This is a genomic window from Streptomyces sp. PH9007, assembly GCF_059813725.1.
This window is the reverse complement of sequence record NZ_CM187440.1, coordinates 2,015,206-2,041,113: the sequence shown is the minus strand read 5'-3', so window position 1 is coordinate 2,041,113 and position 25,908 is coordinate 2,015,206. Positions and strand designations below refer to the sequence as shown.

General features: G+C 74.1%; 18 protein-coding genes. 5 read left to right on the top strand and 13 right to left on the bottom strand.

What is annotated here, in order from left to right; translation table 11 throughout:
• The first annotated feature begins 34 nt into the window (after positions 1-34).
• Positions 35-508, top strand: a complete 474-nt coding sequence (locus ACTFAP_RS09150; RefSeq protein WP_500468767.1) for a hypothetical protein — start codon at positions 35-37, stop codon at positions 506-508.
• Between the two features lie 6 nt (positions 509-514).
• Here ACTFAP_RS09150 and ACTFAP_RS09145 read toward each other — a convergent pair whose 3' ends face one another.
• From ACTFAP_RS09145 to ACTFAP_RS09135, 3 genes are read right to left on the bottom strand one after another with little or no spacing between them, the layout of a single operon-like run.
• Positions 515-1,657 carry a glycosyltransferase gene (locus ACTFAP_RS09145; RefSeq protein WP_500468766.1) on the bottom strand — a complete coding sequence of 381 codons (1,143 nt, stop codon included), beginning with the start codon at positions 1,655-1,657 and terminating at the stop codon, positions 515-517.
• The gene (locus tag ACTFAP_RS09140) at positions 1,657-4,440 is read right to left on the bottom strand and encodes a bifunctional glycosyltransferase/CDP-glycerol:glycerophosphate glycerophosphotransferase (protein WP_500468765.1); all 2,784 of its coding nucleotides are present in this window, start codon (positions 4,438-4,440) and stop codon (positions 1,657-1,659) included. Before ACTFAP_RS09140 ends, ACTFAP_RS09145 begins: the two co-directional genes overlap by 1 nt.
• The gene (locus ACTFAP_RS09135) at positions 4,437-6,011 is read right to left on the bottom strand and encodes a DUF6056 family protein (RefSeq protein ID WP_500468764.1); all 1,575 of its coding nucleotides are present in this window, start codon (positions 6,009-6,011) and stop codon (positions 4,437-4,439) included. Before ACTFAP_RS09135 ends, ACTFAP_RS09140 begins: the two co-directional genes overlap by 4 nt.
• Positions 6,012-6,159: 148 nt before the next feature.
• Here ACTFAP_RS09135 and ACTFAP_RS09130 point away from each other — a divergent pair, with 148 nt between their 5' ends.
• From ACTFAP_RS09130 to ACTFAP_RS09120, 3 genes are read left to right on the top strand one after another with little or no spacing between them, the layout of a single operon-like run.
• The gene (locus ACTFAP_RS09130; RefSeq protein ID WP_495684171.1) at positions 6,160-7,173 is read left to right on the top strand and encodes a glycosyltransferase; all 1,014 of its coding nucleotides are present in this window, start codon (positions 6,160-6,162) and stop codon (positions 7,171-7,173) included.
• Complete coding sequence (locus tag ACTFAP_RS09125) at positions 7,170-7,577, top strand: GtrA family protein (RefSeq protein ID WP_495684170.1); 408 nt, start codon at positions 7,170-7,172, stop codon at positions 7,575-7,577. Before ACTFAP_RS09130 ends, ACTFAP_RS09125 begins: the two co-directional genes overlap by 4 nt.
• Positions 7,574-9,553: a PLL family lectin gene (locus ACTFAP_RS09120; RefSeq protein ID WP_500468763.1), complete on the top strand. Its 1,980-nt coding sequence runs from the start codon at positions 7,574-7,576 to the stop codon at positions 9,551-9,553. The genes ACTFAP_RS09125 and ACTFAP_RS09120 overlap by 4 nt, the downstream gene beginning before the upstream one ends.
• On the opposite strand, the gene ACTFAP_RS09115 is transcribed toward ACTFAP_RS09120, so the two are convergent.
• Genes ACTFAP_RS09115 through ACTFAP_RS09090 form a run of 6 tightly spaced genes read right to left on the bottom strand, consistent with a single transcriptional unit; the run spans position 9,550 to position 16,389 of the window.
• Positions 9,550-10,134, bottom strand: a complete 585-nt coding sequence (locus ACTFAP_RS09115) for a helix-turn-helix domain-containing protein (RefSeq protein ID WP_200366851.1) — start codon at positions 10,132-10,134, stop codon at positions 9,550-9,552. The genes ACTFAP_RS09120 and ACTFAP_RS09115 overlap by 4 nt on opposite strands.
• 26 nt (positions 10,135-10,160) lie before the next feature.
• A complete protein-coding gene (locus ACTFAP_RS09110; protein WP_500468762.1) occupies positions 10,161-10,997 on the bottom strand; it encodes a M23 family metallopeptidase in 837 nt (278 codons plus the stop codon).
• Positions 10,998-11,007: 10 nt separating this feature from the next.
• Positions 11,008-11,538: a helix-turn-helix domain-containing protein gene (locus tag ACTFAP_RS09105; RefSeq protein WP_495684166.1), complete on the bottom strand. Its 531-nt coding sequence runs from the start codon at positions 11,536-11,538 to the stop codon at positions 11,008-11,010.
• Between the two features lie 27 nt (positions 11,539-11,565).
• Positions 11,566-12,540 (bottom strand): UDP-glucose 4-epimerase GalE, encoded by a 975-nt coding sequence (gene galE, locus ACTFAP_RS09100; RefSeq protein ID WP_495684165.1) that lies wholly within the window; start codon positions 12,538-12,540, stop codon positions 11,566-11,568.
• Positions 12,541-12,556: 16 nt separating this feature from the next.
• Positions 12,557-14,155 (bottom strand): glycosyltransferase, encoded by a 1,599-nt coding sequence (locus ACTFAP_RS09095; protein WP_495684164.1) that lies wholly within the window; start codon positions 14,153-14,155, stop codon positions 12,557-12,559.
• Positions 14,152-16,389, bottom strand: coding sequence for a bifunctional glycosyltransferase/CDP-glycerol:glycerophosphate glycerophosphotransferase (locus ACTFAP_RS09090; RefSeq protein ID WP_500468761.1), 2,238 nt, complete (start codon positions 16,387-16,389; stop codon positions 14,152-14,154). The genes ACTFAP_RS09095 and ACTFAP_RS09090 overlap by 4 nt, the downstream gene beginning before the upstream one ends.
• A gap of 205 nt (positions 16,390-16,594) precedes the next feature.
• Between ACTFAP_RS09090 and ACTFAP_RS09085 the strand changes: the two genes are divergently transcribed.
• A complete protein-coding gene (locus tag ACTFAP_RS09085) occupies positions 16,595-17,413 on the top strand; it encodes a methyltransferase domain-containing protein (RefSeq protein WP_495684162.1) in 819 nt (272 codons plus the stop codon).
• Between the two features lie 98 nt (positions 17,414-17,511).
• On the opposite strand, the gene ACTFAP_RS09080 is transcribed toward ACTFAP_RS09085, so the two are convergent.
• From ACTFAP_RS09080 to ACTFAP_RS09065, 4 genes are all read right to left on the bottom strand, one after another.
• On the bottom strand, positions 17,512-18,444 hold the full coding sequence (locus ACTFAP_RS09080) for an ABC transporter permease subunit (RefSeq protein WP_495684161.1): 933 nt from the start codon (positions 18,442-18,444) through the stop codon (positions 17,512-17,514).
• On the bottom strand, positions 18,441-19,751 hold the full coding sequence (locus ACTFAP_RS09075; protein WP_500468760.1) for an ABC transporter permease subunit: 1,311 nt from the start codon (positions 19,749-19,751) through the stop codon (positions 18,441-18,443). The genes ACTFAP_RS09080 and ACTFAP_RS09075 overlap by 4 nt, the downstream gene beginning before the upstream one ends.
• Before the next feature lie 25 nt (positions 19,752-19,776).
• A complete protein-coding gene (locus ACTFAP_RS09070; RefSeq protein ID WP_500468759.1) occupies positions 19,777-21,174 on the bottom strand; it encodes an ABC transporter substrate-binding protein in 1,398 nt (465 codons plus the stop codon).
• A gap of 227 nt (positions 21,175-21,401) precedes the next feature.
• Entirely contained in the window at positions 21,402-25,649 is a 4,248-nt protein-coding gene (locus tag ACTFAP_RS09065) for an FHA domain-containing protein (RefSeq protein WP_500468757.1), read from the bottom strand.
• Positions 25,650-25,908: the final 259 nt, after the last annotated feature.

Below are 25,908 nucleotides of genomic sequence, written 5' to 3'. Positions count from 1 at the left end.
CGGTCTCACGCTGTGGTGTATGGGGTGCTCGGTCATGGATGAACCCGGAAAAGAACAACTGGATCACGCGCCGACGGTGAGTTCCGTGGACGACTCCCGTGAGGCGGCCAGGCAACTCTCCAGCAGGCTGTTCGACATCATTTCCGTCCAGGGTGAGGCATCTCAGCCAGGGCCTGGCGTGACCATCTGTGAAGAGGACCCCGACAAGGAAAGGCTCTACAAGATCCATCACCCGTGGTCCATCCGCGGAGTCCCCAGGGAGGCCCTGAGGGAGGGAATGGAGCGCCTTCGGGAATCGCTTCCGCAGGAGGGGTGGACGGTTGTCGAGGAAGGGGAGGCGAACAACGCGAACCGGTCTCCCATGATGTTGCTCGAGAACACCGATGTCGAATACGCCGTTTACGTGACTCTGGCGGGCAAGACGGACGCCGATTCTCTCCTGCTGGTCTCTTTGACGTCCGCCTGCTTCAGCACGCCGCAGGGGCAGAGCCCCAAGAATGAGTTCTGAGTCGGGTCAGCGGTCGATCTCCTCGAAGAGGGTTTCCCAGCGGTCCAGGACCCGGGGGAGGTCCAGGGGGGCCACGTGGTTGCGGGCCGCCGCGCCGTAGTGGTGGCGGCGGGGGGTGTCGGTCATCAGGTGGGTGAGGGCCTGGGTGAAGGCGTGGGTGTTGCCGGGCGGGACCAGGGTGCCGGTATGGCCGTCCTTGACGAGTTCGCGCACTCCCGCCGACAGGTCGAAGCTCACCGTCGGGACGCCGCAGGCCGCCGCCTCCGCCACCGCCATGGGGCGGCCCTCGCGGTCGCTGGTGAGGGCCAGCAGGGACAGTTCGCGGTAGGCGGCGGCCATGTTCTGGACGCTGCCGCGGAAGTGGACCCGTTCCGCCACTCCGAGCGAGGCCGCGTGCGCCTCCAGCGTGCCGCGCAGCGGGCCGTCGCCGAAGAGGTGGAGTTCCCAGTCGGGCGCCCGGGTGGTGGTGTCCGCGAACGCGTCGATCAGCCGGTCCAGGCGCTTGACCGGTTCCAGGCGGCCGACCGCCCCGATCCGCCGGGTGTCCAGACGCGCGGCGGGGCCCGGGCTGAACGGGAGGGGGTTGGGGATGGTGGCGGCGTTGGGGAGGCGGTCGCGGCGGAACAGCGCGGCGTCGCCCTCGCTGAGGAAGACGGACTTCTCCAGCTCCGGGTAGTGCCGCAGGATCAGCCGCAGGTTGGCGGAGGCCCGGGCCTGTTCGTACGACTCGTGGTACTGGCCGATGCCGCGCAGATGCGGCCATTCGGCGGCGCGCAGCCAGTCGGCCGCCCACGGTGAGCCGATGATGAGGTAGCCGGTGTCGACGGCGGCCAGCCGTTCCTTCAGTTTCACCAGCGCCTCGTCGCGGTGGTCCGACCGTGCGCGCTGTTCCCTCATCCGGGACCAGTTGAGCCGCTCGGCGAAGGTGTTGGCCCGCCACGGTTCGGGTGCCGGCTCCGGGTAGAGCGTGGTGTGCCCGTAGCCGGGGTCCGGCTGGTACGTGTGCGGCTCGGGGCTCGGCCGGATGCCGATCAGCTCCACGCGGTGCCCGCGCCCGGCGAACCCCTGGGCCAGGGTGTGCAGCACCCGCTGGGAGCCGCCCATGGAGTCCACGTCGATGCCGGTCAGGAAGATGTTGCGGTGTTTCATCAGGCGATTCCTTCGAAGAAGCGTTCCACCACGGCCCAGCTGGCGCCGCCGGTCTCGTAGGTCGTGAAGCGGCTCTGGAACGCCGCGTACCGGTCGGCGTGCTCCTTCTGCACCCGGTCCAGGTCGTTCACCACCTCCACCAGCTCCCCGGTCTCCGTCAGCACCGGGCCCGGCGCGATCTCCGCCAGGTCGTAGTACGCGCCGCGCGCGCTGTTGCGGTAGTGCTCGTAGTCGTCGGCGAACAGCAGGACGGGCCGCCCCAGGTTGGCGTAGTCGAACATCACCGAGGAGTAGTCCGTCAGCAGCGCGTCCGAGGCCAGCAGCAGATCGTTGATGTCGGGGAAGCCGCGCCCGTCCCGCACCACCGGGGCCACCTCGCGCGGTACTTCGAAGCGTTCGTAGTAGTGCGGGCGGACCACGATCGTCCACTCCTGCCCGATGCCGGCCGCGAGTTGGGCCAGGTCCACCCGCAGTGACGCGCCCGAGCCGCGTGCTCCGTCCCGGAACGTGGGCGCGTACAGCAGTACCTTGCGCCCGTCCGGGATCTGCAGCCGCACCCGCGCCGCCTGGGCCCGGTCCCTGGCCTCCACCTCCCGCCAGCGCACCAGCACGTCGTTGCGCGGCAGTCCGCAGCGCAGCAGTTCACCGGTGTAGCCGTTGGCCCGGACGAAGGTGCGCTCGAACTCCTCGCTGGGCGCGATCAGCAGGTCCCAGCGGGCGACCGCGTCCCGGTGCAGGCGCTGCTTCTCCTCGCTCCCGAAGCGCAGTTCGGGGATGTCGAAGCCCATGTGCTTGAACGCCTGGCCGTGCCAGGTCTGCAGGTAGCGGGTGCCGCGCGGCTTGCCGTACGCGGCGGGGAAGCCGTGCGAGTCGACCCAGTAGCGGGCGCGGGCCAGGGTCCGTACGTACTCCCAGCTGCCGCGCCGCACCAGCGGGACGCCGGGCGGGAAGCCGGACGGGTCGCCCGCGTGGGACCACACGGCGTTCAGGGGCAGCCCGCGCCGCACCAGTTCCTCGTAGATGTAGCGGGGGCTGTCGGCGTAGCCGCGGCCCTCCAGCGCTTCGAAGACCACCAGGTCGCGGTCCCGGGGCAGCCGCTTCAGCTCCTGGTACGTCCAGGTCTTCAGGCGGGGTCCGGACAGCCGGCGGCTGATGCGGGCGGTCTTGCGGCGGACCGGGCCGAGCGTCGGGGCGATGACCTCGGCGCCGGCCAGCAGTCCGGAGCGGGACCAGGTGAGTTCGAGGCGGCCGGCGCCGCGTTCCTCCACGGCGACGCCGATGGAGTGTCCGGCGAGCCGGGTGCGGCGGGCGGGCAGATCGCCGGGGGCGAGCAGGATGTCGGTGCGGCGCAGGCCGAGCCGTTCCAGGGCGATCACCGGGTGGCGGCGGCCCTTGAACCCCTTGGCGGCCATGGGCACTTTGCGCAGGTCGACCTCGATGTCGGCCTCGTAGCGGTCGGTTCCGGCCGGCACGTAGGCGAAGGGGACGCGCAGCGGCTCGCCCGCGGCGGCCAGCCACAGTTCGGCGGTGATGCCGTCGGGGTCGGCCAGCAGCCGGGCCGGGTCGTACGTGCGCAGGCCGAGGCGCAGTCTCGCGCCGGCGGTGGTGACCCGGGTCAGCTCGTGCCGTACGGGGCGGGAGGTGAAGGGCTGGGCGTCCAGCTGCCACTCGGTGATGTCGAGTTCGGCGAGCGCGTCGGGGTCGTCGGGCAGGTGGTCGCCCCAGTACGTGCGTTCGCCGTCGCGGACCACGGCGCGGGGGGCGAGCAGCGGGCGGCCCAGGGTGCGGGCGGCGGCCTGGGCGTCCTCGAAACGGCCGGCGGTGAGCAGGTACTGGCAGACGCGCTGTTCGCGGGGGAGTTCGGCGCGCGCCTGCGGGGTGATCCCGGTGCTGAGGTACTCGGAGACCACCTCGGTGAACTCCTCGATCCAGGCCGGGTCGCGGAAGGGCAGGTCGCCGAGGTAGAGCCGCAGGTCGTGGCGGAGGAACTTGGTGTCCTTGGCGGGGCGCAGCGCGGCGTTGCCGCTGTCGGTGAGGAAGGTGTCGATGAGCCGGGCGGCGTGTACCCGGTCGCGGACGTTGGCCATCTTGTGCCGGCTGGAGGAGATGGACAGCTGGCCGGGGTCGTGGGCGAGGTACCAGGTGTACACGGGCCAGGGCACGACGGCGAAGCGGTCGGCGAGGGTGAACGCCTTCGCGGTGAACAACTGGTCCTCGTAGTGCATGCCGGTCGGGAAGCGCAGCCGGTGGCGGGCGATGAACGCGGCGCGGTAGAGCTTGTTGGTGGACAGGTGGTCGGTGAAGAATTCGGGCGCCCGCGCGATGCCGTCCACCACGCGTACGTCGCTGTCGAACAGTTCGGGGTACCACAGTCCGCGGGCGCCGTTCTCCTCGTTCACCCGGGTGACTTCGCCGGTGACGAAGTCGACGCCGGTGGCCTCGGCGGTCAGCAGCAGGGATTTGCAGGCGTGGCGGGGGAGTTCGTCGTCGCTGTCGAGGAACATCAGGTACGGGGCCCGGGCGGCGTCGATGCCCGCGTTGCGGGGGGCGCTGCAGCCGCCACTGTTCTCCGGCAGCCGCAGGACGCGCACCCGCGGGTCGGTGGCGGCCAGTTCGCCGGCGACCCGTTCGGTGTCGTCGGTGGAGCAGTCGTCCGCGATGATCACCTCCAGGTTGCGCAGGGTCTGCCGCAGGACGGAGTGGACGGCGCGGGGCAGCCGGTGGGCGTCGTTGTAGGCGATGACGACGACCGTGACGTCCGGTGTCAGCGTCGTGTCGGTCATGGGGTTGCGCCCCCTCGGGGTTCGATGGGTTCGATGCGGTCCACCTGGTAGAAGCCGGCGACACAGCGCGCGGCCCAGTCGCCCTCGGCGTTCTTGGCCATGAAGGGCTCGGTGAGCCCGGCGATGTGCAGCGGCTGGTAGCCGACGGCGGTGGCACCGGCGGCGGCCTCGGTACGGATGCGGGTGTCCTGCGCGTCCCAGGCGGCGGCGCGGTCGCGGGTCTCGGTGGCCAGGGACCGTACCTCGGGGAGCAGTCCGGCCAGGGCGCCCAGGGTGGCGGCGGTGGTGAGGAGGGCGGCCACGGTGCGGGCGCGGGGGCGCAGCCGGGTAGCGAGGGCCTGGCCGGCGAGCATGCCGTAGCAGCACAGGGCGAGCAGCAGGGGCAGCAGGAAGCTGTTCCAGGTGCGGTAGTACGTCCAGCCGCCTGCCCCGTATCCCAGGCGCAGGGCGGCGACGACGGCCAGCGAGGCGAGCGCCACCGCGAGGGCGGGGGCGGCCGGGGCGAGCCGGCCGGAGATCCCGGGCAGCGCGGGCAGGACGACCATGCCGGAGTCGGCGCCGCGCCGTACGGGGGTGTCGGTGGCCGGCCGGGGGCGCCCCCGGCCGGAGGCTGGGGGAACGTGGGGTGCGGTCAGCGGGGGCAGCGACAGGGGCGCGGTGCGCAGTGCCAGGCCGAGCAGGACGCCGACGGTGAACGCGCCGAGCCACACCCAGGAGCCGGCGGCGCGGCCGAGGAACTCCCACACCCGCAGCCAGTCGTGCACGGTGGCGGAGAGTTCGGCGGTGGAGAAGGGGTCGCCGGCGGGCGGGTGCACGCGGCGCCGGGCGCGGGCGCCGGGGGAGGTGTAGAGCAGGGCGAGCCCGGCGAGCAGGCCGAGGCATCCAGCGGCGCACCAGGTGAGGACGTAGCGGCCGTCGGGGGTGCGGCGGCGGGCCAGGGCGGCGAGCCCGGCGAGGCCGGCCAGGACGAGGGCGACCGCGCTGAACGCCTCGCTGAGGGTGCCGAGGAAGACCCCGGCGGCCAGGACGCCGAGCAGCGCGGCGCGGCGGGCTCGCTTGCCGCGCCGCTGGGCCCACAGCGCCCAGACGACCAGCCACAGGCCGATGATCGCGGGCAGGGTGTGGGAGATGGTGGCGGGGGCCCACAGCAGGGTCTGGTAGGGCAGCGGCGAGGCGTACACCAGCAGGGCGGGCAGGACGAGGGCGGCGGCGATCAGGGCCGGCAGCGGAGCCTCGCGGCCGGTGCGGAGGGCCAGGGTGCGGCCCAGGACGACGAGTCCGGCGGCGAGGGTGAGGAGCAGGAAGGCGGGCAGCAGCTTCGGGCCGAGCAGCCCGGCGGTGTAGGTGACGCCGTTGAGGAAGGCGTTGGCGACCCGGCCGTTCTGGGTGGTGTAGAAGTCCCAGGTGATGCCGTGGATGCCCAGTTCGCGGGTCTTCCAGGCGGCGCACCAGTCGTCGGAGGTGGGACGTACGTACCGTCCCAGGGCGGCACTCACCGCGAGCAGCGCGCCGGCTCCGGCGGCCACCGCGAGTGCCGGGCGGCGGCGCGATGCGGTGGTGCGCGGTGTCACCCGGACGCCCTCCTTCGCATGTCGCAAATGGGATGAAATAGGTGCATTGCACCATACTGAGGCACGCCGGGCTGTCCACGGCAGCGCGGATCCCGCGCGTTGTGCGGGAGATCGGGATATCCGGGACAACCGGAAGGAAAGCTCGTCCATGAAGCTGTCCGTCGTCGTCCCCTGCTACAACGAAGAGGCCGTCATCGACCGCTTCGACCAGCAGCTGCGCACCAGCCTCGACCGGCTCGGCGTCGGCTACGAGCTGTGTTACGTCGACGACGGCAGCGCCGACAACACCCTCACCCGACTGCGCGCCCTGCGCGTCGAACACCCCGCGAACACCCGCTACCTCTCCTTCAGCCGCAACTTCGGCAAGGAGGCCGCCATGCTCGCCGGACTGCGGGCGGCCGGCGGCGACGCGGTGGTCCTGATGGACGCCGACCTCCAGCACTCTCCCGAGCTGATCGGCCACATGCTCCAATTGCACCGGCGCGGCCACGACCAGGTCGTCGCCAAACGCGACCGCTCCAGCGACAAGGCGGTGCGCGGACTCCTGTCCCGGCTGTACTACCGGGCCGTCAACCGCTGGGTGGACGTGCGGCTGACGAGCGGTGTCGGCGACTTCCGGCTGCTGTCCCGGGCGGCGGTGGACGCGCTGCTCTCGCTGCCGGAGAACAACCGCTTCTCCAAGGGGCTGTTCTCCTGGATCGGCTTCGACACCGTCACCTTCGACTGCCGCGACGCCGAACGGCAGGGCGGCGGAGGCAGCAAGTGGCGGTTCGGCTCGCTGCTCAACTACGGCATGGACGGCCTGATCTCCTTCAACAACCGGCCGCTGCGGATGGCCATCTACACCGGTCTGGCGCTGGCGGCACTCGCGGCCGGGTACGCCGGCTGGGTGATCGTCACCGCCCTGAGCGGCGGGGTCACCGTTCCCGGGTACGTCACCCTGGTCGCCATCATCGCCGGGCTCGGCGGGCTCCAGATGCTGATGCTCGGGCTGATCGGCGAGTACATCGGGCGCATCTACTACGAGACCAAGCGCCGGCCGCACTACCTGGTGAAGGAGAGCGGCGAGGTGCGCTCCCCGGCGCGCGGGCCCCTCGCCGGGGCGAGCCCGGCCCCGGGCCCGGCTGTCGAGCCGGCCCCCGCCGAGGACCTCGAACGATGACGACGGGGCCCCGGGCGGCCCAGCTGGCCCAGTTCGGCCGGTTCGCCCTGATCGGCGTCGTCAACACCGGCACCTTCTACCTCTGCTACCTGCCCCTGCACCGCTGGCTGCCGTACTTCTCCGCCTTCACCATCGCCTACCTCGCCAGCATGGTCGGCTCCTTCTTCCTCAACACCTACTTCACCTACCGCACCCGCCCCAGCTGGCGGAAGTTCGCCTTCTTCCCGCTGACCCAGCTCACCAACTACCTCGCGCAGAGCGCCGGCCTGTATCTGCTGGTCAGCGGCGCCGGACTGAACAGCACCACCGCCCCGCTGCTCGCCGCCGCCGGAGCCGTACCCTTCACCTATCTGGTGTCCCGGCGCATCCTGCTGCCCCATCCCCGCGAGGAACCCGCTCCATGAGTCTGTCCCGCCGCGCGCTGCTCGGGGGCGGGCTCGCCTCCGTCCTCGGGGCCGCCACCCTCATCGAGGCCCTGCGCCCCATACCCGGCGGCGACGGCCACGACGCGCTCCCCGACCCGGCGGACACCGCCTCGGTCGTGCAGGTCATCGCCCACCCGGACGACGACCTGTACTTCATGAACCCCGACCTGAGCTGCACGCTGGGCGGCGCCGCCGCGCTCACCACCGTGATCCTCACCTCCGGCGAGTCCAACGGCGTCAACGGCAACGGCGGCCCCGGGCGGCCCTCCCCGAGCGAGGGCCACGAACGCTTCGCCCGCGCCCGGCAGAACGGACTGCGCGCCGCGTACGCCCACATGGCGACCGGCGACCACAACAGCCGCTGGAACTCCGTCGTCCTGTCCACCGCCGGCGGCTTCCCCGCCCAGTGCGACACGCTGCTGGCCCGCCCCTCCCTGCGGCTCATATGGCTGCAACTGCGCGAGGCGCGCAAGGTCTCGGACGAGGTGCCGCAGTCGCTGCGCGGACTGTGGCGCGGCCAGGTCGGGACGCTGGAATCGCTGCGGGCGCGCGGCAGCGTGGTCGGCGAGGACTTCACGGTGACCGGCGACCAGCTGACCGCCGCCCTCACCGGACTGCTGCGGGCGTCCGGCCCCACCCATGTCAGGTTCCAGGACCCGACCCCGGACCGGCTGCCCGGCAAGAAGAAGTACACCGACCACCAGGACCACATGTACGGGGCGAGGTTCGCCCAGCTGGCACTGGAGCGGTACGCCGCCGAGGACCCGGCGTACTTCAGCGTGCAGAGCTACCTCGGGTACCGGGGCGGTGCCCTGCCCCCCACGCTGAGCCCGGCGGCCGTCGAGGCCAAGGCGCGCACCCTGCACATCTACGGCGGGGTCGGCGCGACCTGCGGCGACCCGGACGGCTGCGGCGACTACAAGACGGGTGCCACCCCCGTGCTGCGCTGGGTGCCGGTCATGCGCGACCCGCGCGAGATGGGCACCGACTGGCTGCACCGGCTGGACGACGACGGGGTGCTGGCCTGCGCGGTGCTCAGCGGACGGCTCGCCGTGTGGCGGCGGGCTACGGGGGAGACCCAGTGGGAGGGCCCGGAGCTGCTGCCCGGAACGGGCATCGACGACGGACTCGTCATGGTGCGCCACCCGGACGGGCGGCCGGCGGTGTACGGGACCCGTACGGTCGGCGGCGCGCCGGGCGACGCCGGGTACCGGCGGGAGGTGATCGCCTCGGTGGGGCTCGGGCCGTGGGAGTCCCTCGGCGCGCCGGGCGGTACGGACGCGGAGGCGAGCTGGCAGCTGTCGGTGCCCGCCGTCGGGGTGGACGCGGCGGGGCGGGTGGTGGTCGCGGTGCGGAACGCCGAGCATGGACTGAGCGCCCGCACGCGGGACCCGGGGACGGGGGAGTGGGGCACCTGGCAGGACCTGGGCGGCTCCGACGCCGGGAGCCGGCCGGTGGCGGCGACGGCCAGGGACGGCCGGATACGGATCCTGGTGGCCACGCACGAGAAGGTGCTGCTGTGGCGGCAGCGGGCCGACGGTGGGTTCGGCGACCCGGTGGACGCCGGACTGCCGGCCGTCACGGGGCCGCTGACGGCGCGGCAGGCGGGGGCCGGGGTGACGCTGTACTTCCGCCGGCCGGGCACCGGTGCTTTGCAGACGGCGGTGGTGGACGGGGTGGAAGGCGTAAAGCCGCAGGTCACACTGATGCCCGGCGGAGTGGGGTGCGGGCCGGTGGCGGAGGCGGACGACGCGCTGGTGGCGGTGCGGGACGAGACGGGCCGGGTCGCGGTGGCGGTGTCGCCCGCGCCGTGGGTGACGGAGCCCCACATGGCGGTGGGCAATCCGGCGGCGGTGGCCACGGCAAGGGGCCGCGCGACGGTCGCCTATCTGGGTGCGGACGCCCGGCTGCGTTCCATGGAGTTCGACACGGGCGAGGCGCCGCTGCGAACCTAGCCGCTCTTGGGGCGGGCGCGGACGTGCATGCGCTCGCCCTGCGGGCCGAACAGGCTGAGCAGTTCCACCGGCCGGCTGTCGGCGCTGCCGAACCAGTGCGGCAGCCGGGTGTCGAACTCGGCCGCCTCCCCCTGCCCCAGCTCCAGGTCACGGTCGGCGAGCAGCAGCCGCAGCCGGCCGCTGAGCACGTAGAGCCACTCGTACCCCTCGTGGGTGCGCTGATCGGGGACCGGCTGCCCCTCCGGCTGGCCCGGGATGATCATCTTGTACGCCTGGAGCGGTCCCGGGTGGGCGTTGAGCGGGACGACGGTACGCCCGCCCTGGATCTGGCGCGGCGCCAGCCGTACCCGGGGATCACCCACCGGCGGGGCCCCCACCAGCTCGTCCAGCGGCACCTGGAACGCCTTGGCGAGCGGCAGCAGCAGTTCGAGCGAGGGGCGGCGCTGCCCGGACTCCAGCCGGGAGAGGGTGGAGGTGGAGATGCCGGTCACCTCCGACAGCGCGGCCAGCGTCACCCCCCGCTCCTGGCGCACCCGCCGCAACCGCCCCCCGACCTCGGCCAGTACATCCGTGAACTCCATGGCCCCAGCGCACCACGGCGTCCCGTTTATGGCAACGCGTTCTTGCCGGATGTGGCCGGCGCCACCACCGGATCCGGGACGGTGAAGGTCTCGGTGTTCGCCGGGACGCCCACGCCCGTCCACGTGAAGGGGATGCCGTGGGCGCGGTTGACGTCGGGGTGATCCATCAGCTGGAAGTGGACGTGGGGCTCCGTGGAGTTGCCGGTGTTGCCGCACTCCCCCAGGAGCTGGCCCGGGGCAACGCGGTCGCCCTCGCGGACCCGCAGGGAACCCTTGCGCACATGGGCGTACATCGCGTACGTGCCGTCGCCCAGGTCGAGGATCACGTGGTTGCCGATGACGCGGTACGGGCCGGCGATGTCGCGGAAGATGCCCTCGATCAGCAGGTAGATCAGGGCCGGCCAGGAGTTGCGGCTGCGGTGGTCGCGCTGGTTGTCACGGGCGCGCACCACCGTGCCCCCGGCCACCGCCAGCAGCGGGGCGCCGAACGCCGGGAAGTCGCGGTTGGGGCGGGAGGGCGGCCACCAGCCGAAGGCGGGGCGGGAACCGTCCTCGGGCTCGGCGACGATGTCGATGGCGTGGCTCTGTCCGTACACGTGCGTGCCATGACTGGGCACCTTGTCCGCCGGGCTGTTGAGCCCCATCCAGCGGCCGGTGACCGGCGCCGCCACCTCCACCGGCGGCGGGTACACGTGGTGACGCGGCGGGCGGGAGGCCGCGAACTGGACGGCGGCCCCGGCCAGCAGGACGGTCCAGGGCAGGAACCCCGGGATGTCGTAGAGCTCCCTCAGCAGGGCCAGGGGGAGGAACGCCCACCAGCAGGCGCGGTACAGCCGGGGGGCTATCAAGCGGAACGTACTCATGCGGGGCCCTTCAGCCGGGTGACTGGGTGATGGCCAGCGCCACCAGCAGCGGGATGACGCGGGTGACCGGGATCTCGTGCCGGCCGCGCTGGGGGGTGTGCAGCCAGCCGGCCGAGGTCAGCTGCCGCAGGTGGTGGTAGATCTGGCCGGTGGTGCCCAGGTCCTCCAGCGCGGCCAGTTCGGCCACAGTGCGGCGGCCGTGCACGATCTCCCGCAGCAGCCGCATCCGTACCGGGTGGCCCAGCGCCGCGAAGGACTCCGCCGCCTGTTCCCAGTCGGCGGCCAGCACGGTGTCGGTGGCCAGGCCGAACTGCCACTCGGCGAACTCCTCGGTGGGCAGCCGCGCGGAGCCGGTGAACAGCACCCCGCCCGTGCCGTCCTCGGGCAGCTGCGCGCGCAGGCCCTCCAGTGCCCAGAAGTCCCCGGCGGGCCCGGACCCGCGTCCGTCGGCGGGGCCCGCGCCCGCGCCGCCGGACGCGCTCTCCAGGGCGGCCACCCGGCTCTCCAGCGCCGCCACCCGTTCCTCCAGGCCGTCACTCATACGGAGAAGCGTACATGTTTTACGGAATTACCGAATGAAGCGCCAGCCCGTCCACGCCGATGTGATCATGTCCCGCACGCCGCGCCGCGCACTCCAGCCCAGGTGCTTGGCCGCCGCGTCCGTCCGCGCCACCACCCGCGCCGGATCGCCCACCCGGCGCGGCCCCACCTGCGGAATCAGCGCCTCGTGGTGCGTCAGCACGCCGATCTGCTCGGCCATCTCCCGCACCGAGACCCCTTCCCCGCGCCCGATGTTCAGCGTCAGGTCCCCCGCGAACGGCTGCTCCGACAGCGCCCGTGCCGCCGCCACATGGGCCTGCGCCAGGTCCTCGACATGGATGTAATCCCGTACACAGGTGCCGTCCGGCGTCGGATAGTCGTCCCCGAAGATCAGCGGCGGCAGCCCCGCGTCCAGGCGTTCGAACACCATGGGGATGAGGTTGGAGACGGAGGTGTCCGCCAGCTCCGGTGCCGCCGCGCCCGCCACGTTGAAGTACCGCAGGCAGGCCGTGGAGATGCCGTGCGCCCGCCCAGCGTTGCGCACCAGCCACTCGCCGATCAGCTTGGTCTCGCCGTACGGGCTGATCGGCGCGCACACGGTGTCCTCCGTCACCGGCCCATCGTCCGCCGGGGCCCCGTAGACGGACGCCGAGGAGGAGAAGACGAACGTCTCGATCCGCGCCCCGCGCACCGCCTCCAGCAGGATCTGCAGCCCGTGCACGTTCTCCCGGTAGTAGCGCAGCGGCCGGCTGATCGACTCCGCCACCTGCTTCTTCGCCGCCAGATGGATGACCGCGCCCACCTCGTGCCGGGCGATCGTCTGGTCCAGCAGCACCCGGTCCAGCGTGCTGCCCTCCACCAGCGGCACCCCCTCCGGCACCCGGGCCCGCAGCCCGGTGGACAGATCGTCGTACACCACCGGCCGTTCGCCCGCCGCCAGCAGCGCCCGTACGACGTGGGCGCCGATGTAACCCGCTCCGCCGGTGATCAGGAAGGTTGTCATCCGGGTTCTCCTTCGGTCAGTTCTTCAGCATGCGGTGCAGCCGGGCCGTCGCCACCCCCGTGGCGCCCCGCATCCCGGGCGCGACCCGCAGCGCCAGTGCGCCGTGCGAGGTGGTGTACGGCTGTACCAGCAGCAGTCCGTGCCGCCGGCTGGGCAGCACGGCGCGACGCGGCGCCGCTCCCACAGGTCGTACCCCGGTGATGATGGTCCGGCCCCTGGCGCAGCGGATGCCCGCCCTGATGTCCCACACCGCCAGGGCCGCGTCGGTCGCGGGCAGCGCGGTCAGATCCAGCCGGGGGGAGGCGACCCAGCCCGTCCCGTCGGGGAACAGCGCCACGCTGCGCCGCTGCCCGAGCCGGCCGCGCTCGCGGTGCCACAGTTCCACGTCCACCCCGTAGACGTCGGCCGCCGCCAGCCGCCCGTACAGCTCGTGGACGCGCAGCCGCAGGACGGGGTACGCGCCGGGGCCCGCGACTTCGGCGTCCACGGTGAGCGGCAGCGCCTCCAGGGGGAGGTGCTCCAGGCCCTCCAGGGGCAGGTCCGGCAGGTCGGCGGACCACACGGGCCGGCCGCCGGAGGCGGCCAGCGGGGGCAGCAGCCGGGGCGGGGCGGCGGTCAGCGCCGCCATCCTGGCCAGTTCGCGCGGGGTGGGCGAGGCCAGCAGCAGGGCGGCCAGCCAGCGGTGCGCGGGGCGGGCCGCGGCCCGTTCCGCCGGGGCGAAGGCGGCCAGGTGGGCGCGGGTCAGCGACCACCACCAGCGCTGGAACTCCGCTCCGCGCGAGGGAAGTTCGCGGATGTACAGCGGCAGGTCGTGGTCGAGGAACTTGGTGCGGGCCGCCCCGGCGAGCCGCTCCGCGCCCGCCGTCCGCAGCACGTCGACGGCCTGGCGGTGCGCTTCGAGGCGGCCCGCCCAGTGCTCGATGCGCCCCCGGTCGAGCGAGATGGACAGGGCGGTGGAGCGGCGGCGCACCTGCCAGACGTACACCGGGTCCGCGATCACGGCCAGCCGCGGTGCGGCGGCCAGCACCCGGGCGGTGAAGACGAAGTCCTCGTAGGGGAAGCGGCCTTCGGGGAAGGTGATGCGGTGGGCGCGCAGGAAATCGCGCTCGTAGAGCTTGTTGACGCACAGCGTGTCGTGGACGAGCTCCGGGTGGCGGCGCGGCGGGTCGTACACGGCGGGCGCGGCGGGCGCCTCGAACAGGGCGGGCTGCCAGGGGCGTTCGGTGCCGGCGGGCAGTTCGCGGCGTACGCACCGGCCGGCGGTCACCGGCGCGTCGTGCCGGGTGGCGGCGGTGAGGAGTGCGGCGGCGGCGCCGGGCGGCAGCAGGTCGTCGCTGTCCAGGAACATGACGTACCGGCCGCGGGCCGCCGCGAGGCCGGTGTTGCGGGGGGTGCCGCAGCCGCCGCTGTTGACGGGGTGGCGCAGCAGCCGCAGCCGGGGTTCCCGGGCGGCCAGCCGTTCCAGGACGGCGGCGGTGGCGTCGGTGGAGGCGTCGTCTACGGCGATCACCTCGGCCACGGTGGGGCCCTGCGCGAGCGCGGAGCGCACCGCGTCGGCGACGTGGGCGGCGTCGTTGTAGGCGATGACGACGACGCTGACGCTGCGGGAGGTCATGGGGCGCCGCCCTGCCGGGCCGGTACGGGGCCGGTGGGCCGGCGGGGCTCGGGGCCAGTGACGCGGTGGGCGTGCGGCTGCCGCGGGTGCGCTGCGCCGGGCTCCGGCCGGGGACCGTCCCCGGCGGGCGGGGTCACCGGGGGGACGGATCGGCCGTCGAGGAAGACCTCGCGGACGACGCGTTCGGCGGCCCGGCCATCGTCCCCGGGGGAGAAGCGGGCCCGGAACGCCGCCCGGCGCCGGGCGGCGGCCGGATCGTTCCAGAGCGGGCGGGCGGGGTCGGTGAGCAGCGCGAGGAGTTCGTCCTCGGTGCGGGTGACGGGGCCCGGCGGGCAGTCGGGGAGTTCCAGGCACACACCGCGGGCGGTGCGGTAGTCGGCCCAGTCCTCGGCGTGCACGACGATCGGCCGGTCCAGGAGCGCGTAGTCGAAGATCACCGGGTGGTAGTCGGTGATCAGCACATCGGCGGCGAGGCACAGGTCGATGAGCGAGGGGCGGCCGGTGGCCCGCGTGCTCCTGCCCGAGCCGTCGGCCGGGGGCGCCTCCGGGGCGTGGGTCAGCAGGAGATGACGGGGGCCCAGACGGGCGGCGAGGCCGGGCACATCGAGGCGCGGGATGGCCGGGGCCGGCTCGTAGGGGCGCTCGGCCGGCGCGTACAGCAGGACGAGCGCCTCCTCGGGGATGCCGAGCCGGGCCCGCACGGCGCGTACGTCGTCGTCGGTCGCGGTGACCAGCCGGTCGGCCTGCGGGGAGCCGTACTCCAGGAGGGTGTACGCGCCGGGGTAGGCGTGCCGCGCGGTGCGGGTGGCGTGCGGCCCGGCGGACAGGGCGGCGGTCCAGCAGTCGATCTGCCGCAGCAGGGCGGGCAGATCGGCGGGGCCGTCCGGGCCGTGCGGCCGGGCGATCGGGGTGCCGGTGTGGGTCTGCAGCCGCACCTGTCCGGTGCGCGGGGCGCGCGGGACGGGGCCGGGGAACGGGGCGTCGCTGACGAGGTAGCGGGCGCGCGCCAGCGCGCGGGCGGTGGCCAGGGAGTACGGGTGCAGCCGGCGCGGGCCGCCGTCGGGCAGGTGCGGGGCGTGTTCGGGGCCGGCCACCCAGACGGTGCGCAGGTGCGGGGCGAGGGCGCGGGCGGTGGTCTCCAGGGCGGCGGGGTGGCCGGTGTAGGCCCCGGTGGCGGGGAGGAACACCGCCAGTTCGGGCCGCAGGGGGCGCAGGAGGTGCAAGCGGTAGGTGAGATGGAACGCGGCGGCGCGCACTCCGCGACCGCACGCCGTCAGCCGGGGGAGGAGGAACCGGACGGCGCGGCGGACGGTCCGTGCGGTGGTGGCGCGCAGCCGGCGGGCGAGGACGGAGAGGCTGCGGGTGCGGCTCCTGGCGTCGGTGAGCGCGGTGGCCCCCGAGGTGACCCGGTGCCGGGCGCACAGCGCGGCGGCCCGCCGGAAGAACTCGGTGCGGGTGGAGGGCGGGAGCAGTCCTGGCCGCTGGTGGAGTTCGGTGAGGTGGGCGAGCATCCGGTGGTAGAGGGCGGCCCGCCAGCGGGGCTCCGTGACGGTGGCGAACAGCCGGTCGTACTGGCGCAGGACGTCGAGGTGCTCACGGCCGCGCGGTGGCCGGGCGGGGGCGGCGGGGCGGCGTACGCAGCAGCGGTCCAGGACGGCCAGGGACCCGGCGGCGAGCAGGGCCCGCAGGCCGAACGGGAGGTGCGCTTCGTGCCCGGGCGGGAAGCGCAGGGCGAGACGGTCCAGCAGGTCGCGGCGGTGGGCGCGGGTGTGTGCGGCGGGGTCCAGCCACAGCAGCCCGGGGCGGTCGGCGAGGGTCATCACCTCGGGGGGCTGCTGGCTGTACAGGCCGCGCCGGTCGTCGCCTGTGGTGTCCCGGAACAGCAGCAGCTGCGGGTCGCCGGTGGCGCGCAGCCGCGCGTCGATGGCGGGCAGGGCGCCGGGGGCGAGGGTGTCGGTGGCGTCGAGGAAGAGGACGTACGTGCCGCGGGCCCGTTCCAGGGCGGCGTTGCGGGCGGCGCCGGGGCCCGCCGGGTAGGGCAGCCGCACCCGTACGAGGCGGTGGTCGGCGGCGGCGTACCCCCGGATGACCTGGTCGCTGGCGCCGGAGGACGCCTCGTCGACGGCGATGAGTTCGAGGTCGGCGAGGCGCTGTCCCAGGACGGAGGTGAGGGCGGCGTGCAGCTGCTCGGGCGATGCCTGGTGGACGGTCACGATGACGCTGAAGCGGGGCACGGCACCACATCCACCGGACGAGGGAGCAATACACGGACCATCCGACAATCCCTCAAGTCGTGCGGGATTCGGTGGATCCCTGGGATGTCGTGGGCCGGGTCCCTCCGTTCGGACCAACGCCCCCGGGGACGGGGCGCGCGATGCCCCAGCTCCTCGTGAGATCAAAGGAGTGGACCGCTCCACCGGACCACCTCACACTTCTGCCATGACGGAAGCAGAGCTGTTGCCGGAGGTCGAGCACTACTACACGCACGGCACCGACGAGGACGCGCGCCTGACCCGTTCCGCCGATGGGCGGCTGGAGATGCTGCGGACGCAGGAGATCCTGCGCCGCTTCCTGCCGCCCGCCCCGGCGCGGGTGCTGGATGTCGGGGGCGGTACGGGCGTTCACGCGCGATGGCTTGTCGAAGACGGATATCACGTGGACCTGATCGACCCCGTCGCGCGCCACGTCGAGCAGGCCAGGCAGGTGTGCGGGGCGACGCTGGGAGACGCGCGGAGCCTCCCCGTGCCGGACGCCGGCTACGACGCGGTGAACCTGCTGGGCCCGCTGTACCACCTCCCGGACCAAGCGGACCGCCGGCAGGCGCTGGCGGAGGCCGTACGTGCGGTTCGGCCGGGCGGGATCGTCGCGGCGGCGGGTATCAACCGCTACGCGAGTGTCTTCGACCACACCGCGGCGGCACAGCTGCACACCGACCGTATGCAGGCGTCCGTTTCCGGAATCCTCGCGTCCGCCGTGCACGACGGCCTCGGGCGGTTCACCGTCGCCTACTTCCACCGTGCCGAGGAACTCGCCGGGGAACTGCGGGAGGCCGGACTGGCGGACGTCCAGGTGTTCGGAGTCGAGGGCCCGACATGGGCGCTGCTCAAGGCCGTGGAAGTCCAGTCGGGTGCCGCGCCGAGTGACGAACTCTTCCAGTCGGCTCTCGCGGCGGCCCGGTTGGCCGACCCGTACCCCGAACTGCTCGCCGCCAGTTCCCACCTGCTGGCGATCGGACGGTCGCCGGGCCGCACCTCGTGAGGTGTGTCCCGCCCGCACCGGGCGCCGACGTGGCTGAGGCGTGAACGAGGGGGTCGTCCCGGTCGGGACGGCCCCCTCGCGCGTGTGCTCCGGCGTGGTTACTTGACGGAGCCCGCCATCACGCCGGTGACGAACTGGCGCTGGAAGGCGAAGAAGATGCCCAGCGGGATCAGCATCGACAGGAACGCGCCGGGGGCGAGGACCTCGATGTTGCTGCCGAACTGGCGCATCTCCTGCTGGAGCGCCACCGTCATGGGCGGGGAGCTGGAGTCGGCGAAGATCAGCGCCACCAGCATGTCGTTCCACACCCACATGAACTGGAAGATGCCCAGCGCCGCGATGGCCGGACCGCCCAGCGGCAGCACCACCCGGGTGAACAGCCGCAGCTCGCCCGCCCCGTCGAGACGGGCCGCCTCCAGCAGCTCGCGCGGGATCTCCGCGAAGAAGTTCCGCAGCAGGAAGATGGCGAACGGCAGCCCGAAGGCGGAGTGGAAGATGACCACGCCCACCGTCGTCTCGAAGATGCCGAGCGTGTTGAACAGCCGCGCCACCGGAATCAGCGCGACCTGCACCGGCACCACCAGCAGCGCCACCACCAGCACGAACAGCCAGTCCCGGCCGGGGAAGTCCAGCCAGGCGAAGGCGTACGCGGCCAGCGCGCCCAGGATGATCACCAGCAGGGTGGAGGGGACGGTGATCGCGATCGTCGTCCACAGCGAGCTGGTGAAGGCGTCGTTGCTCAGCAGCGCGCTGTAGTTCGCCCCCGTGAACTGGCCCGGGTCGGTCAGCGCTTCCCACCAGCCGGAGGACGCGATGTCCCGCGGGTCCCGGAAGGAGGACGCCAGCAGCCCGGCGGTGGGCAGCAGCCACAGGACGGCCAGGACCGTCAGCACCACCCGGACCGCGCCGCCGCCCGCGATCGCGCCGACGCGCGAGGCGAAGGAGGGCTTGGGCGGGCCGGCCGGGGCGTCCGTACGGTGCGGCGGCGGGTTGGGGGCGGCCGTGGCGGCCGCTTCGGTCGAGGCGCTCACCGCTTCTTCTCCTGTCGCAGCCGCCGCACATTCATGATCATCATCGGGATGCACAGCACCAGCAGCAGCACCGCGATGGCACTGCCCAGACCCTGATTCGCCCCGCCGCCGAACGACGACCGGTACAGCTCCAGGGCCAGTACGTTGGCGTCCGCCTGGGAGGAACTCGGCGCGATCACGTACACCAGGTCGAAGACCTTCAGCACATTGATCATCAAGGTCACCAGCACCACCGCGAGCAGCGGTGCCAGCAGTGGCACGGTGATCCGGCGGAACACCTGCCACTCGTTCGCGCCGTCCACCCGCGCCGCCTCCAGGGTTTCCCGGGGGACGGCGGCCAGGCCGGCGGCGATCAGGACCATCGCGAAGCCCGCCCACATCCACACATAGCTGGCGATGATGGCGGGCGTCACCAGCGCCGGGCCGAGCCACTCCACCCCGTTGTACGCGGCGGTGAAGTTGCCTGCGGACAGCCGAAGTTGGGTACCGTCCGCGTCCTCGGCGGGCAGGCTGAAGGTGCCGTCGTCCCCGGTGGTGGCCGAGGCGGCGACGGAGCCGTCCTCCCGTACCGCCTCCACCGTGAGCCCGGACAGGGCCTTCTCACCCGGGTCGATGACATCCGGGGCGCCACCGCCGCCGGGCGCGAAGTCCAGCCACACGGTGCCGGTCACCGCCCCCGGGTCGGCGGCGGCGGGCGCGGCCTCCGCCGCGCCCTCGGCATCGGCCGGCTTGACCCCGACCAGCGGCAGCAGCACCGGCTCCCCGGCGCGCGCCGGGGTGGCCAGCAGGTACGAGCCGTCCTCCTGCCCCGCCAGCTCCCCGTTGGGGCGCGGACGGGCGTCGGGCCACTCGGCCCCGCCGGAGAAGGTGTCGTGCACCGCCACCACCGCGGCGTTCGCCAGACCGCGGTCCGGGTCCTGCTCGTACACCAGCCGGAAGATGATGCCGGCGGCCAGCATGGAGATGGCCATCGGCATGAAGACCACCAGCTTGAACGCGGTGGCCCAGCGGATGCGTTCGGTGAGCACCGCGAAGATCAGCCCCAGCCCGGTGGCGACGGCCGGGGCCACCACGATCCAGATCAGGGTGTTGCTGAGCGCCTTGCGGGTCGCGTCATTGGTGAACAGATCCTGGAAGTTGTCCAGGCCGACGAAGGTGCTGCCCGACGCGTCGAAGAGACTGCGCTGGATCGAGTACCCGATGGGGTAGACGATCAGCGCGCCGAGCAGCAGCAGGGCCGGCAGCAGAAAGCAGGCGACGGCCCAGGGACGAGCCCTGATGACCGCCACTGCCTTGGCGGAAGCCATGGTCGTAAGTCAGCCCCGCTCCGTGTCAGTTGCCGTACGCACGCACGGCCTGGGCCTCCAGGTACTCCTGGGCGCCCTCGATGTCGGCCGGGTCGCGCAGGAAGTTCTGCAGGCCCTGCCACATGCCCTGCCCGGTGGTGCCGCCGAACGCGGCGGGCGCCTGGTCGGACATGTCGAAGCGGAAGTTGTCACCGGCGGCGATCAGCGCCTCGGCGATGCCCTGCGTGACCTCGTCCGGGTACGCCTCCAGCTCCAGCGAGTGGTTGGGGGAGAGGTAGCCGCCCGGGCCCGCCCAGATGCGCGCCGCGTCGGTGGAGGCCAGGAACGCCAGCAGCGCCTCCTGCGCCTCGGTGGCGGTGCCGTCGGTGGTCAGCGCCACGGCGGCGTCGCCCGCCGTCACCACCGGGGCCTCGCCGTCCACGGCCGGGAACGGGAAGACCAGCGCGTCCTCGCCGACGACCGCGTCGGTGTTGCCCGCGATGAACGCGGCCACGAAGTCGCCCTCGTAGACCATGCCGGAGGACGGGGCCTCCAGGTCCGAGAAGGTGTTGGTGACGGAGGCGGGGAAGTCGGTCTGGAGTGCGCCGGAGGCGCCGCCGGCCAGCAGGGTGTCCTCGCCGAAGAGTTCGCCCAGGGTGGTGAGGGCGTTGGTGACGGTCTCGTCCGTCCACGGGATCTCGTGCGCGGCGAGCTGGTCGTACGCCTCGGGGCCGGCCTGTGAGAGGTAGATGTTCTCGAACCAGTCGGTGAGCGTCCAGCCGTCGGCGCCGGCCACCGACACCGGGGTCGTGCCCGAGTCGGACAGCAGCCACGCCGTGTCGATGAACTCCTGCCAGCTGGTGGGCTCGGTGGCGCCCGCGGTCGCGAAGGAGGTGGCGTTGTACCAGACCAGCGACTTGTTGGCGACCTTCACGTACACGCCGTACTGTTCGCCGTCGTACGCGCCCAGATCCTGCCAGCCCTGGCCGAAGTTGGCGTCCAGCTGCTCCTGGACGGAGGGGCCCACCGGGGCCAGCCAGCCCTTCTCCGCGAACTCGTGCAGCACGCCGACCTGCGGCACCATGACGATGTCCGGCGGGGCGCCGCCCTCGATCTTGGTGCCGACGAAGTTGGACACGTTGTCGCTGCTGGGCACGAAGCTGACCTTCGCGCCGGTGCGCTCCTCGAACTCGTTGAGCACCGCGACGAAGTTGTCGCGCTCGGCGCCCGTCCACACGGCCGCCACCTCCAGCGACTGGCCGCCGAGGTCGGGCAGTTCTATGGAGGAGGAGTGCTCGCCCTCGCTGTCGTTGCCTCCGCTGCCGTTCCCCCCGTCGCTGTCGCTGTCGCCACTGCACGCCGCCGTGAAGGCGAGTGCGGATACGACGGCCACCGCCGCGGCCGCGCGGGCCGTTCTCCGGGGTCCCCGAATCGAACTGCGCATGAGTTCCGTCCTCCATCGATCTGGCGTGGCGGGCTCACGGCACTCGGTTGTGCGGTACCGGGCATGCCACGCCGCACGTCCTTGTGTCCCTCGTCCTACGCTCCGGCGTCGGGGCAGGCAAGAGCAGCTGTGCTGCCAACTCCCCTTTGTGACTACCCCGTTATCGGTTGTCGCAGCTCAGCGAGGGAAAGCGTTCGAATGTGTGGAGGGATGTCGGAGTGTGTGGGTCAGACGAGAGAGGCGGTGCCCGCGGGGTCCGTGCGGCCCGCCCGCGCCGCCGCCGAGGCCAGCAGCGCGATATCGGTCGGCCCGTTCCCCAGCTCCCGCACCGGCCGCCGGGCGGGCGGGTCGCCCGCCGTGGTCCAGTCGACCAGGGTGACGGTGGGCCGCAGCGTCGCGGTGCGCGGGATGCGGCCGGTGACCCGCCCCACCTGGAACGGGATCAGCTGCCCCGACCCTGTGCGCAGTTCGGCGCGTCCGGCGGGGGAACCCGACAGCGCGACCCGTGCCCAGGCCGTGTCCGGCAGCCGCCCCCCGGGGGTGCCGGTGCCCGGCGCGCCGCCGGAGCCGGCCGTGATGAGATGCACGCCGAGCCGATGCCCCTCGCGGGCGATCGACTCCAGCACCCGTATGACGGAGCCGGCGGCCGGCCGCCCCGGCGCGCCGAGCGGCGGCGCCAGCAGCAGGTCCAGATCGTCCACCAGCACCACCAGCCGGGGGAGCGCGGCCTCGCGGCGCACGTCGTCGGCGGGCGGCCGGGGCGCGACCACGCCCGGTGACGCGGCACCGGACGCCTCCTCGCCCAGCAGCAGGGCGCGCCGCTTGAGTTCGGCGCGCAGATCCTGTGCGAACGCCCGCATCCGGACCGGATCCGTGGCCGCCAGATGCCCGGCCACCTGCGGCAGTTCGGCGGCCGGGCGCAGCCCGCCGCCGGTCGCCGACCCCTCGATCAGCAGCAGCGACAGGGCGGCCGGACCGGCCGAGGCGGCGAGTGAGACGGCCAGCGAACACAGCAGTTCGGTGCGGCCGGAGGCGGGCGGCCCCGAAATCATCAGCGGCGCGCGGGCGGCGGCCAGATTGGCCTCGACCGGACCCGTACCGCCCAGGCCGAGCACGAACGGCAGCCCGGATCGGTGCGCCCAGCGCTCGCGCAGGGTGGACGGGGTGACCCGGGGCAGCGCCAGGACATCGAGCAGCCGGACGTTCTCGGGCAGCGGCTGCGGGGACGGTGCCCCCACGGCGACGTCCTCCTGCTCGCGCAACGGCGCGAGCGCCCGCGCGAACCGCTCGGCCCACGCCGGGGAGACGGCGTCGGCGGTGACGACCGGGCCCGGCTGCCCGTCCTCGCCGATCAGCCGCAGGGAGGTGGCGACGGCGCCGCTGAGCACTCCGGCGGTGCCGCAGGCACGGAACGCGGCGGAGGAGCGCCGGGCGGCGGCGAGGGCCTCGTCCAGGGGGGAGGCGGGTGTGGCCGGCGGGGTCTCGGTGAGCACCAGCAGATGGATGCCGGCCGCCGGCCCCTCCGCCGCGAGCCGCGCGGCGGCCTCACGGGCGGCGGCGCTGCCGGGGTCGCCGTCGAGCAGCACGACCGTACGCGGGCCCTCGTCCGGCTCCCGGGCCACCTGGGAGAGTTCGCGCAGCCGTGCGGTGATCTGGGCGGGGTCGAAGCCGAGCAGCAGCCGGCAGTTCTCGCCCCGGGCGGGCCGCAGGTGCGGCAGCCAGCCGAGCCAGGACCACTCGCGGGCCCCGCCGTCCGCCAGTACGGCGATCCGCAGGGCGGAGGGGGCGTGCAGGGCGGCCAGTTGGGCGAGGACGGTCCGCGCCAGACCGGTCAGCCGCTCGCGCGGCCCGGCCAGCCCGAGCGAACCCGCCTGCGGCAGGCCGATGGTGACCGGCAGCAGTGGCCCGGCCGGGCGCTGGGTGGTGCCAAGACGCACCGTGTACGCCTCGGGGTGCGCGGCGTCGCGCGCCCACAGCCGGGGGTCGCCCTCCAGCGCGGACAGCAGTATGGCGGCCGGATCCGGCCACCGGGCGTCGGCGGCGGCCGCCTCGGCCCGCGCGGCGGCGGCCTCCTCGGGGTCGGCCGCGCGCCCGGCTCCGCGCCCGACGCGCAGCGCCCAGCCCACGATCCCCTTGCGCTGCCGGACGGCCTGCTGCCCGACGAGCGTGACCTGCCCGTCTGGCCCTTGCTGTCCCTGGGGCGGACGGTGGCCCTCCGGGCCGGAACCGATCCGTGGCCGCTCCCGCGGCGGGGGCGGGGCGGCGATCCGGGTGGTGTGCGGCTGGTCGCCGTCGCCGTCGGCGTCGGGCAGCCCACGTCCGGGCTGAGCGCCGGTACCGGCCGGGGGGTGCTGGGCGGCACCCGTGGCGGACGGCGCCGCGCCGGCTTCCGCCGCGCTGCCGCGCCGGCCGCCGGTCGGCGGCGGGTTCGCGCCCGGGGCGTCACCGGTGCCGGGGCGTTCGGTGGGCCCGGACCGTACCCGGTGGGCGGAGGCATGGCGCTCGGCCTCGGCCTCGGCCACGCTGCCCCGGCTCTGGACCGGCACGTCGGTGAGCTGGTGGCCGGAGGCATGTCCGCCGGTGGGCCCGGCCGCCGCGTACCGGTCCTGGGTGCTTCCGGTGCTTCCGGTGCCTCCGGTGCTTCCGGTGCTTCCGGTGCTTCCGGTGAGACGGGCTGCGGGCCGGTCCGTGCCGCCGCCGGTTTCCCCGGCGCCGGCCCGTCCTGCCGTGACGCGGCTGTCCTGCGCCTGCGCCTGCGACGGGGAGGCGGAGGGGGCGCCGGGTTGACGGGAGAACGCGCGCCCGGAGTCCTGGCCGGTGTCGCGCCCGTCACCGGTGTCCCGGCCCGGGTGGCTTCCGGTGCCGGGGAGACGTTCGGGACGGTCCGTGGTGCCGGCGACAGACGCGGACCCGCGACGGCCACCGGGAGAGCCGGCCCCTGCCGTGCCGCCGCCGCCCGCCCCGCCCGGAGTATCCGGACGGGGCGCGCCGGGGCCGCCGCCGAGAGTGCCGTGGGTGCTCGGGCCCCGGGGGGTTCCGGCCGTGGCCGGGCCGTCGTGCGGACGGCCTTCCGCCACGCCTCCCGTGTGCTCACGCCGGTCGCCGCCGTCCGACGGGGCGGGCGCGCTCCGGACGGTACGGCGGGTGCCGGGCGTGTCGCGGGCCTCGTGGCCGCCGGCGGCCGGGGGCTCGCTGCGGACGGTGCGCCCGCCGTCCGGTGGAGCGGCGGCGTCCTGGCCGGAGGCGGTACTGCCGGTGCGGCCCCGGGAGTCGGGGCGGGCGCTGTCGAAGGGGTCGCGCTCGCGCCCGCCGGTGCTGTCGGTGCCGTCCCGATCGCCGGGGCCCCGGCCGGTGGTGGTGCCCGTGGTGGTGCCGCTCTGCTCCCGCGCGCGGTCACCGCTCTCCCGCTCCGCCGGGGTCGCGGTGTCCCCCGCCCGCCCCCGGGCGTCACCGGGGGAAGCGGAGAAGGGGTCGCGCTCGCCGGCGCCCCCGGAGCCCCGGGCCCCGGGGACCGGCGAGGTCGCGGTGCCGGGGCGCTCGTCGTGGCGCCGGGCCGTCTCCGGGGCGTGGGGCGGCCGGTCCGCGCCGGTGTGGTGGGCGGTGCGCTCCTCCCGCCGCCGGGGCGCCCCGCCCGCGCGGGAGTCCTCGGACGCGTGGCCGTCGCGCTGGGCCGGCATCGTGGAGCCGTCCCGGGAGTCGTTCTCCCGGTCGTGGCCTGCCGCCCGTTCCGTCTCCGGTGCGTAGCCTCCGGGCCGGGTCCGGGCGCCGGACGGCGCCGCGTCGGGCCGGGACGCGCCCCCGGCACCGGCCGGTGTCACGCCGTACGGGTCGGCCTCCCCCGCCGTCGTGCCCCGACCGGGCAGCCCGGGGGCGGATCCCTCCGCGGCCCCGGCCGCCCGGACCGTCGCCGCGGGGACGACCCGCAGTGTCGATTCGCCGAGTCGCAGCGGTGCGCCCGCCGGAAGCGGGGTGGCCGGCGCGGTGACCGGCCGGCCGTCGATCTGGGTGCCGTTGGTGGAGTCGAGGTCGGTGACCGTGACCGAGCCGTCCGGGCCCAGCGTCAGCGCGCAGTGCAGCCGGGACACATCGGGGTCACGCAGCGCGACGTCGGCGCCGGAGGACCGCCCGATCCGCACCTCGCCGCCGTTCAGCAGGTGCACCCCACCCGCGTCGGGCCCGGCCACCACCAGCAGCCTGGCCGCGGTGGCGGGCGGCCGGGGCCCGGTGAGCGGCTGGTGGAAGGAGAGCACCGCGCCCTCGACGAGCGGCGGCTGCCCCAGCAGGGCGAGCTGCGGGTCCAGGCGCTCGTCCTCGCAGTACACCGTGCCCGGCGCGCCCGCGCCCGGCACCGCGGCGGCGGCCAGCGAGCCGAGTACGGCGGCGAGCGGGGTGTCGGCGGGAGCGGTGATCTGGACGTCCACCCCGCCGTCGGCGGTGCCCCGTCCCAGAACGGTCAACCTGATCTGGATCGGCATCGGCCCTCCCGCTCGCCCCGCCCGCCCGGTGTCATCTCCGGTCGGTCGTCTGCTCGTTCGCCCGAACGCATCCGTTCGATCGCATCGGATGCTGATGGTGAAAGCATCCTCGCACCCGGCGCCGACACCTGGCCCCGTCAGCCGCAGTTAATGATCTTGATTGCCCGGATCTGACCAGATCTGATCGCTCAGCCGGTCCTCCCGCCGGGAACCAGCTCCCCGTGGCGCGGCATCGTAACCTTCCGAACAGACGGCCGCC

Bases quoted from the DNA above. Each gene is read 5' to 3' on its own strand.
- ACTFAP_RS09150 (WP_500468767.1), top strand. From the start codon at position 35: ATGGATGAACCCGGAAAAGAACAACTGGATCACGCGCCGACGGTGAGT.
- ACTFAP_RS09145 (WP_500468766.1), bottom strand. From the start codon at position 1,657: ATGAAACACCGCAACATCTTCCTGACCGGCATCGACGTGGACTCCATG.
- ACTFAP_RS09140 (WP_500468765.1), bottom strand. From the start codon at position 4,440: ATGACCGACACGACGCTGACACCGGACGTCACGGTCGTCGTCATCGCC.
- ACTFAP_RS09130 (WP_495684171.1), top strand. From the start codon at position 6,160: ATGAAGCTGTCCGTCGTCGTCCCCTGCTACAACGAAGAGGCCGTCATC.
- ACTFAP_RS09125 (WP_495684170.1), top strand. From the start codon at position 7,170: ATGACGACGGGGCCCCGGGCGGCCCAGCTGGCCCAGTTCGGCCGGTTC.
- ACTFAP_RS09120 (WP_500468763.1), top strand. From the start codon at position 7,574: ATGAGTCTGTCCCGCCGCGCGCTGCTCGGGGGCGGGCTCGCCTCCGTC.
- ACTFAP_RS09115 (WP_200366851.1), bottom strand. From the start codon at position 10,134: ATGGAGTTCACGGATGTACTGGCCGAGGTCGGGGGGCGGTTGCGGCGG.
- ACTFAP_RS09110 (WP_500468762.1), bottom strand. From the start codon at position 10,997: ATGAGTACGTTCCGCTTGATAGCCCCCCGGCTGTACCGCGCCTGCTGG.
- ACTFAP_RS09105 (WP_495684166.1), bottom strand. From the start codon at position 11,538: ATGAGTGACGGCCTGGAGGAACGGGTGGCGGCGCTGGAGAGCCGGGTG.
- galE (WP_495684165.1), bottom strand. From the start codon at position 12,540: ATGACAACCTTCCTGATCACCGGCGGAGCGGGTTACATCGGCGCCCAC.
- ACTFAP_RS09095 (WP_495684164.1), bottom strand. From the start codon at position 14,155: ATGACCTCCCGCAGCGTCAGCGTCGTCGTCATCGCCTACAACGACGCC.
- ACTFAP_RS09085 (WP_495684162.1), top strand. From the start codon at position 16,595: ATGACGGAAGCAGAGCTGTTGCCGGAGGTCGAGCACTACTACACGCAC.
- ACTFAP_RS09075 (WP_500468760.1), bottom strand. From the start codon at position 19,751: ATGGCTTCCGCCAAGGCAGTGGCGGTCATCAGGGCTCGTCCCTGGGCC.
- ACTFAP_RS09070 (WP_500468759.1), bottom strand. From the start codon at position 21,174: ATGCGCAGTTCGATTCGGGGACCCCGGAGAACGGCCCGCGCGGCCGCG.
- ACTFAP_RS09065 (WP_500468757.1), bottom strand. From the start codon at position 25,649: ATGCCGATCCAGATCAGGTTGACCGTTCTGGGACGGGGCACCGCCGAC.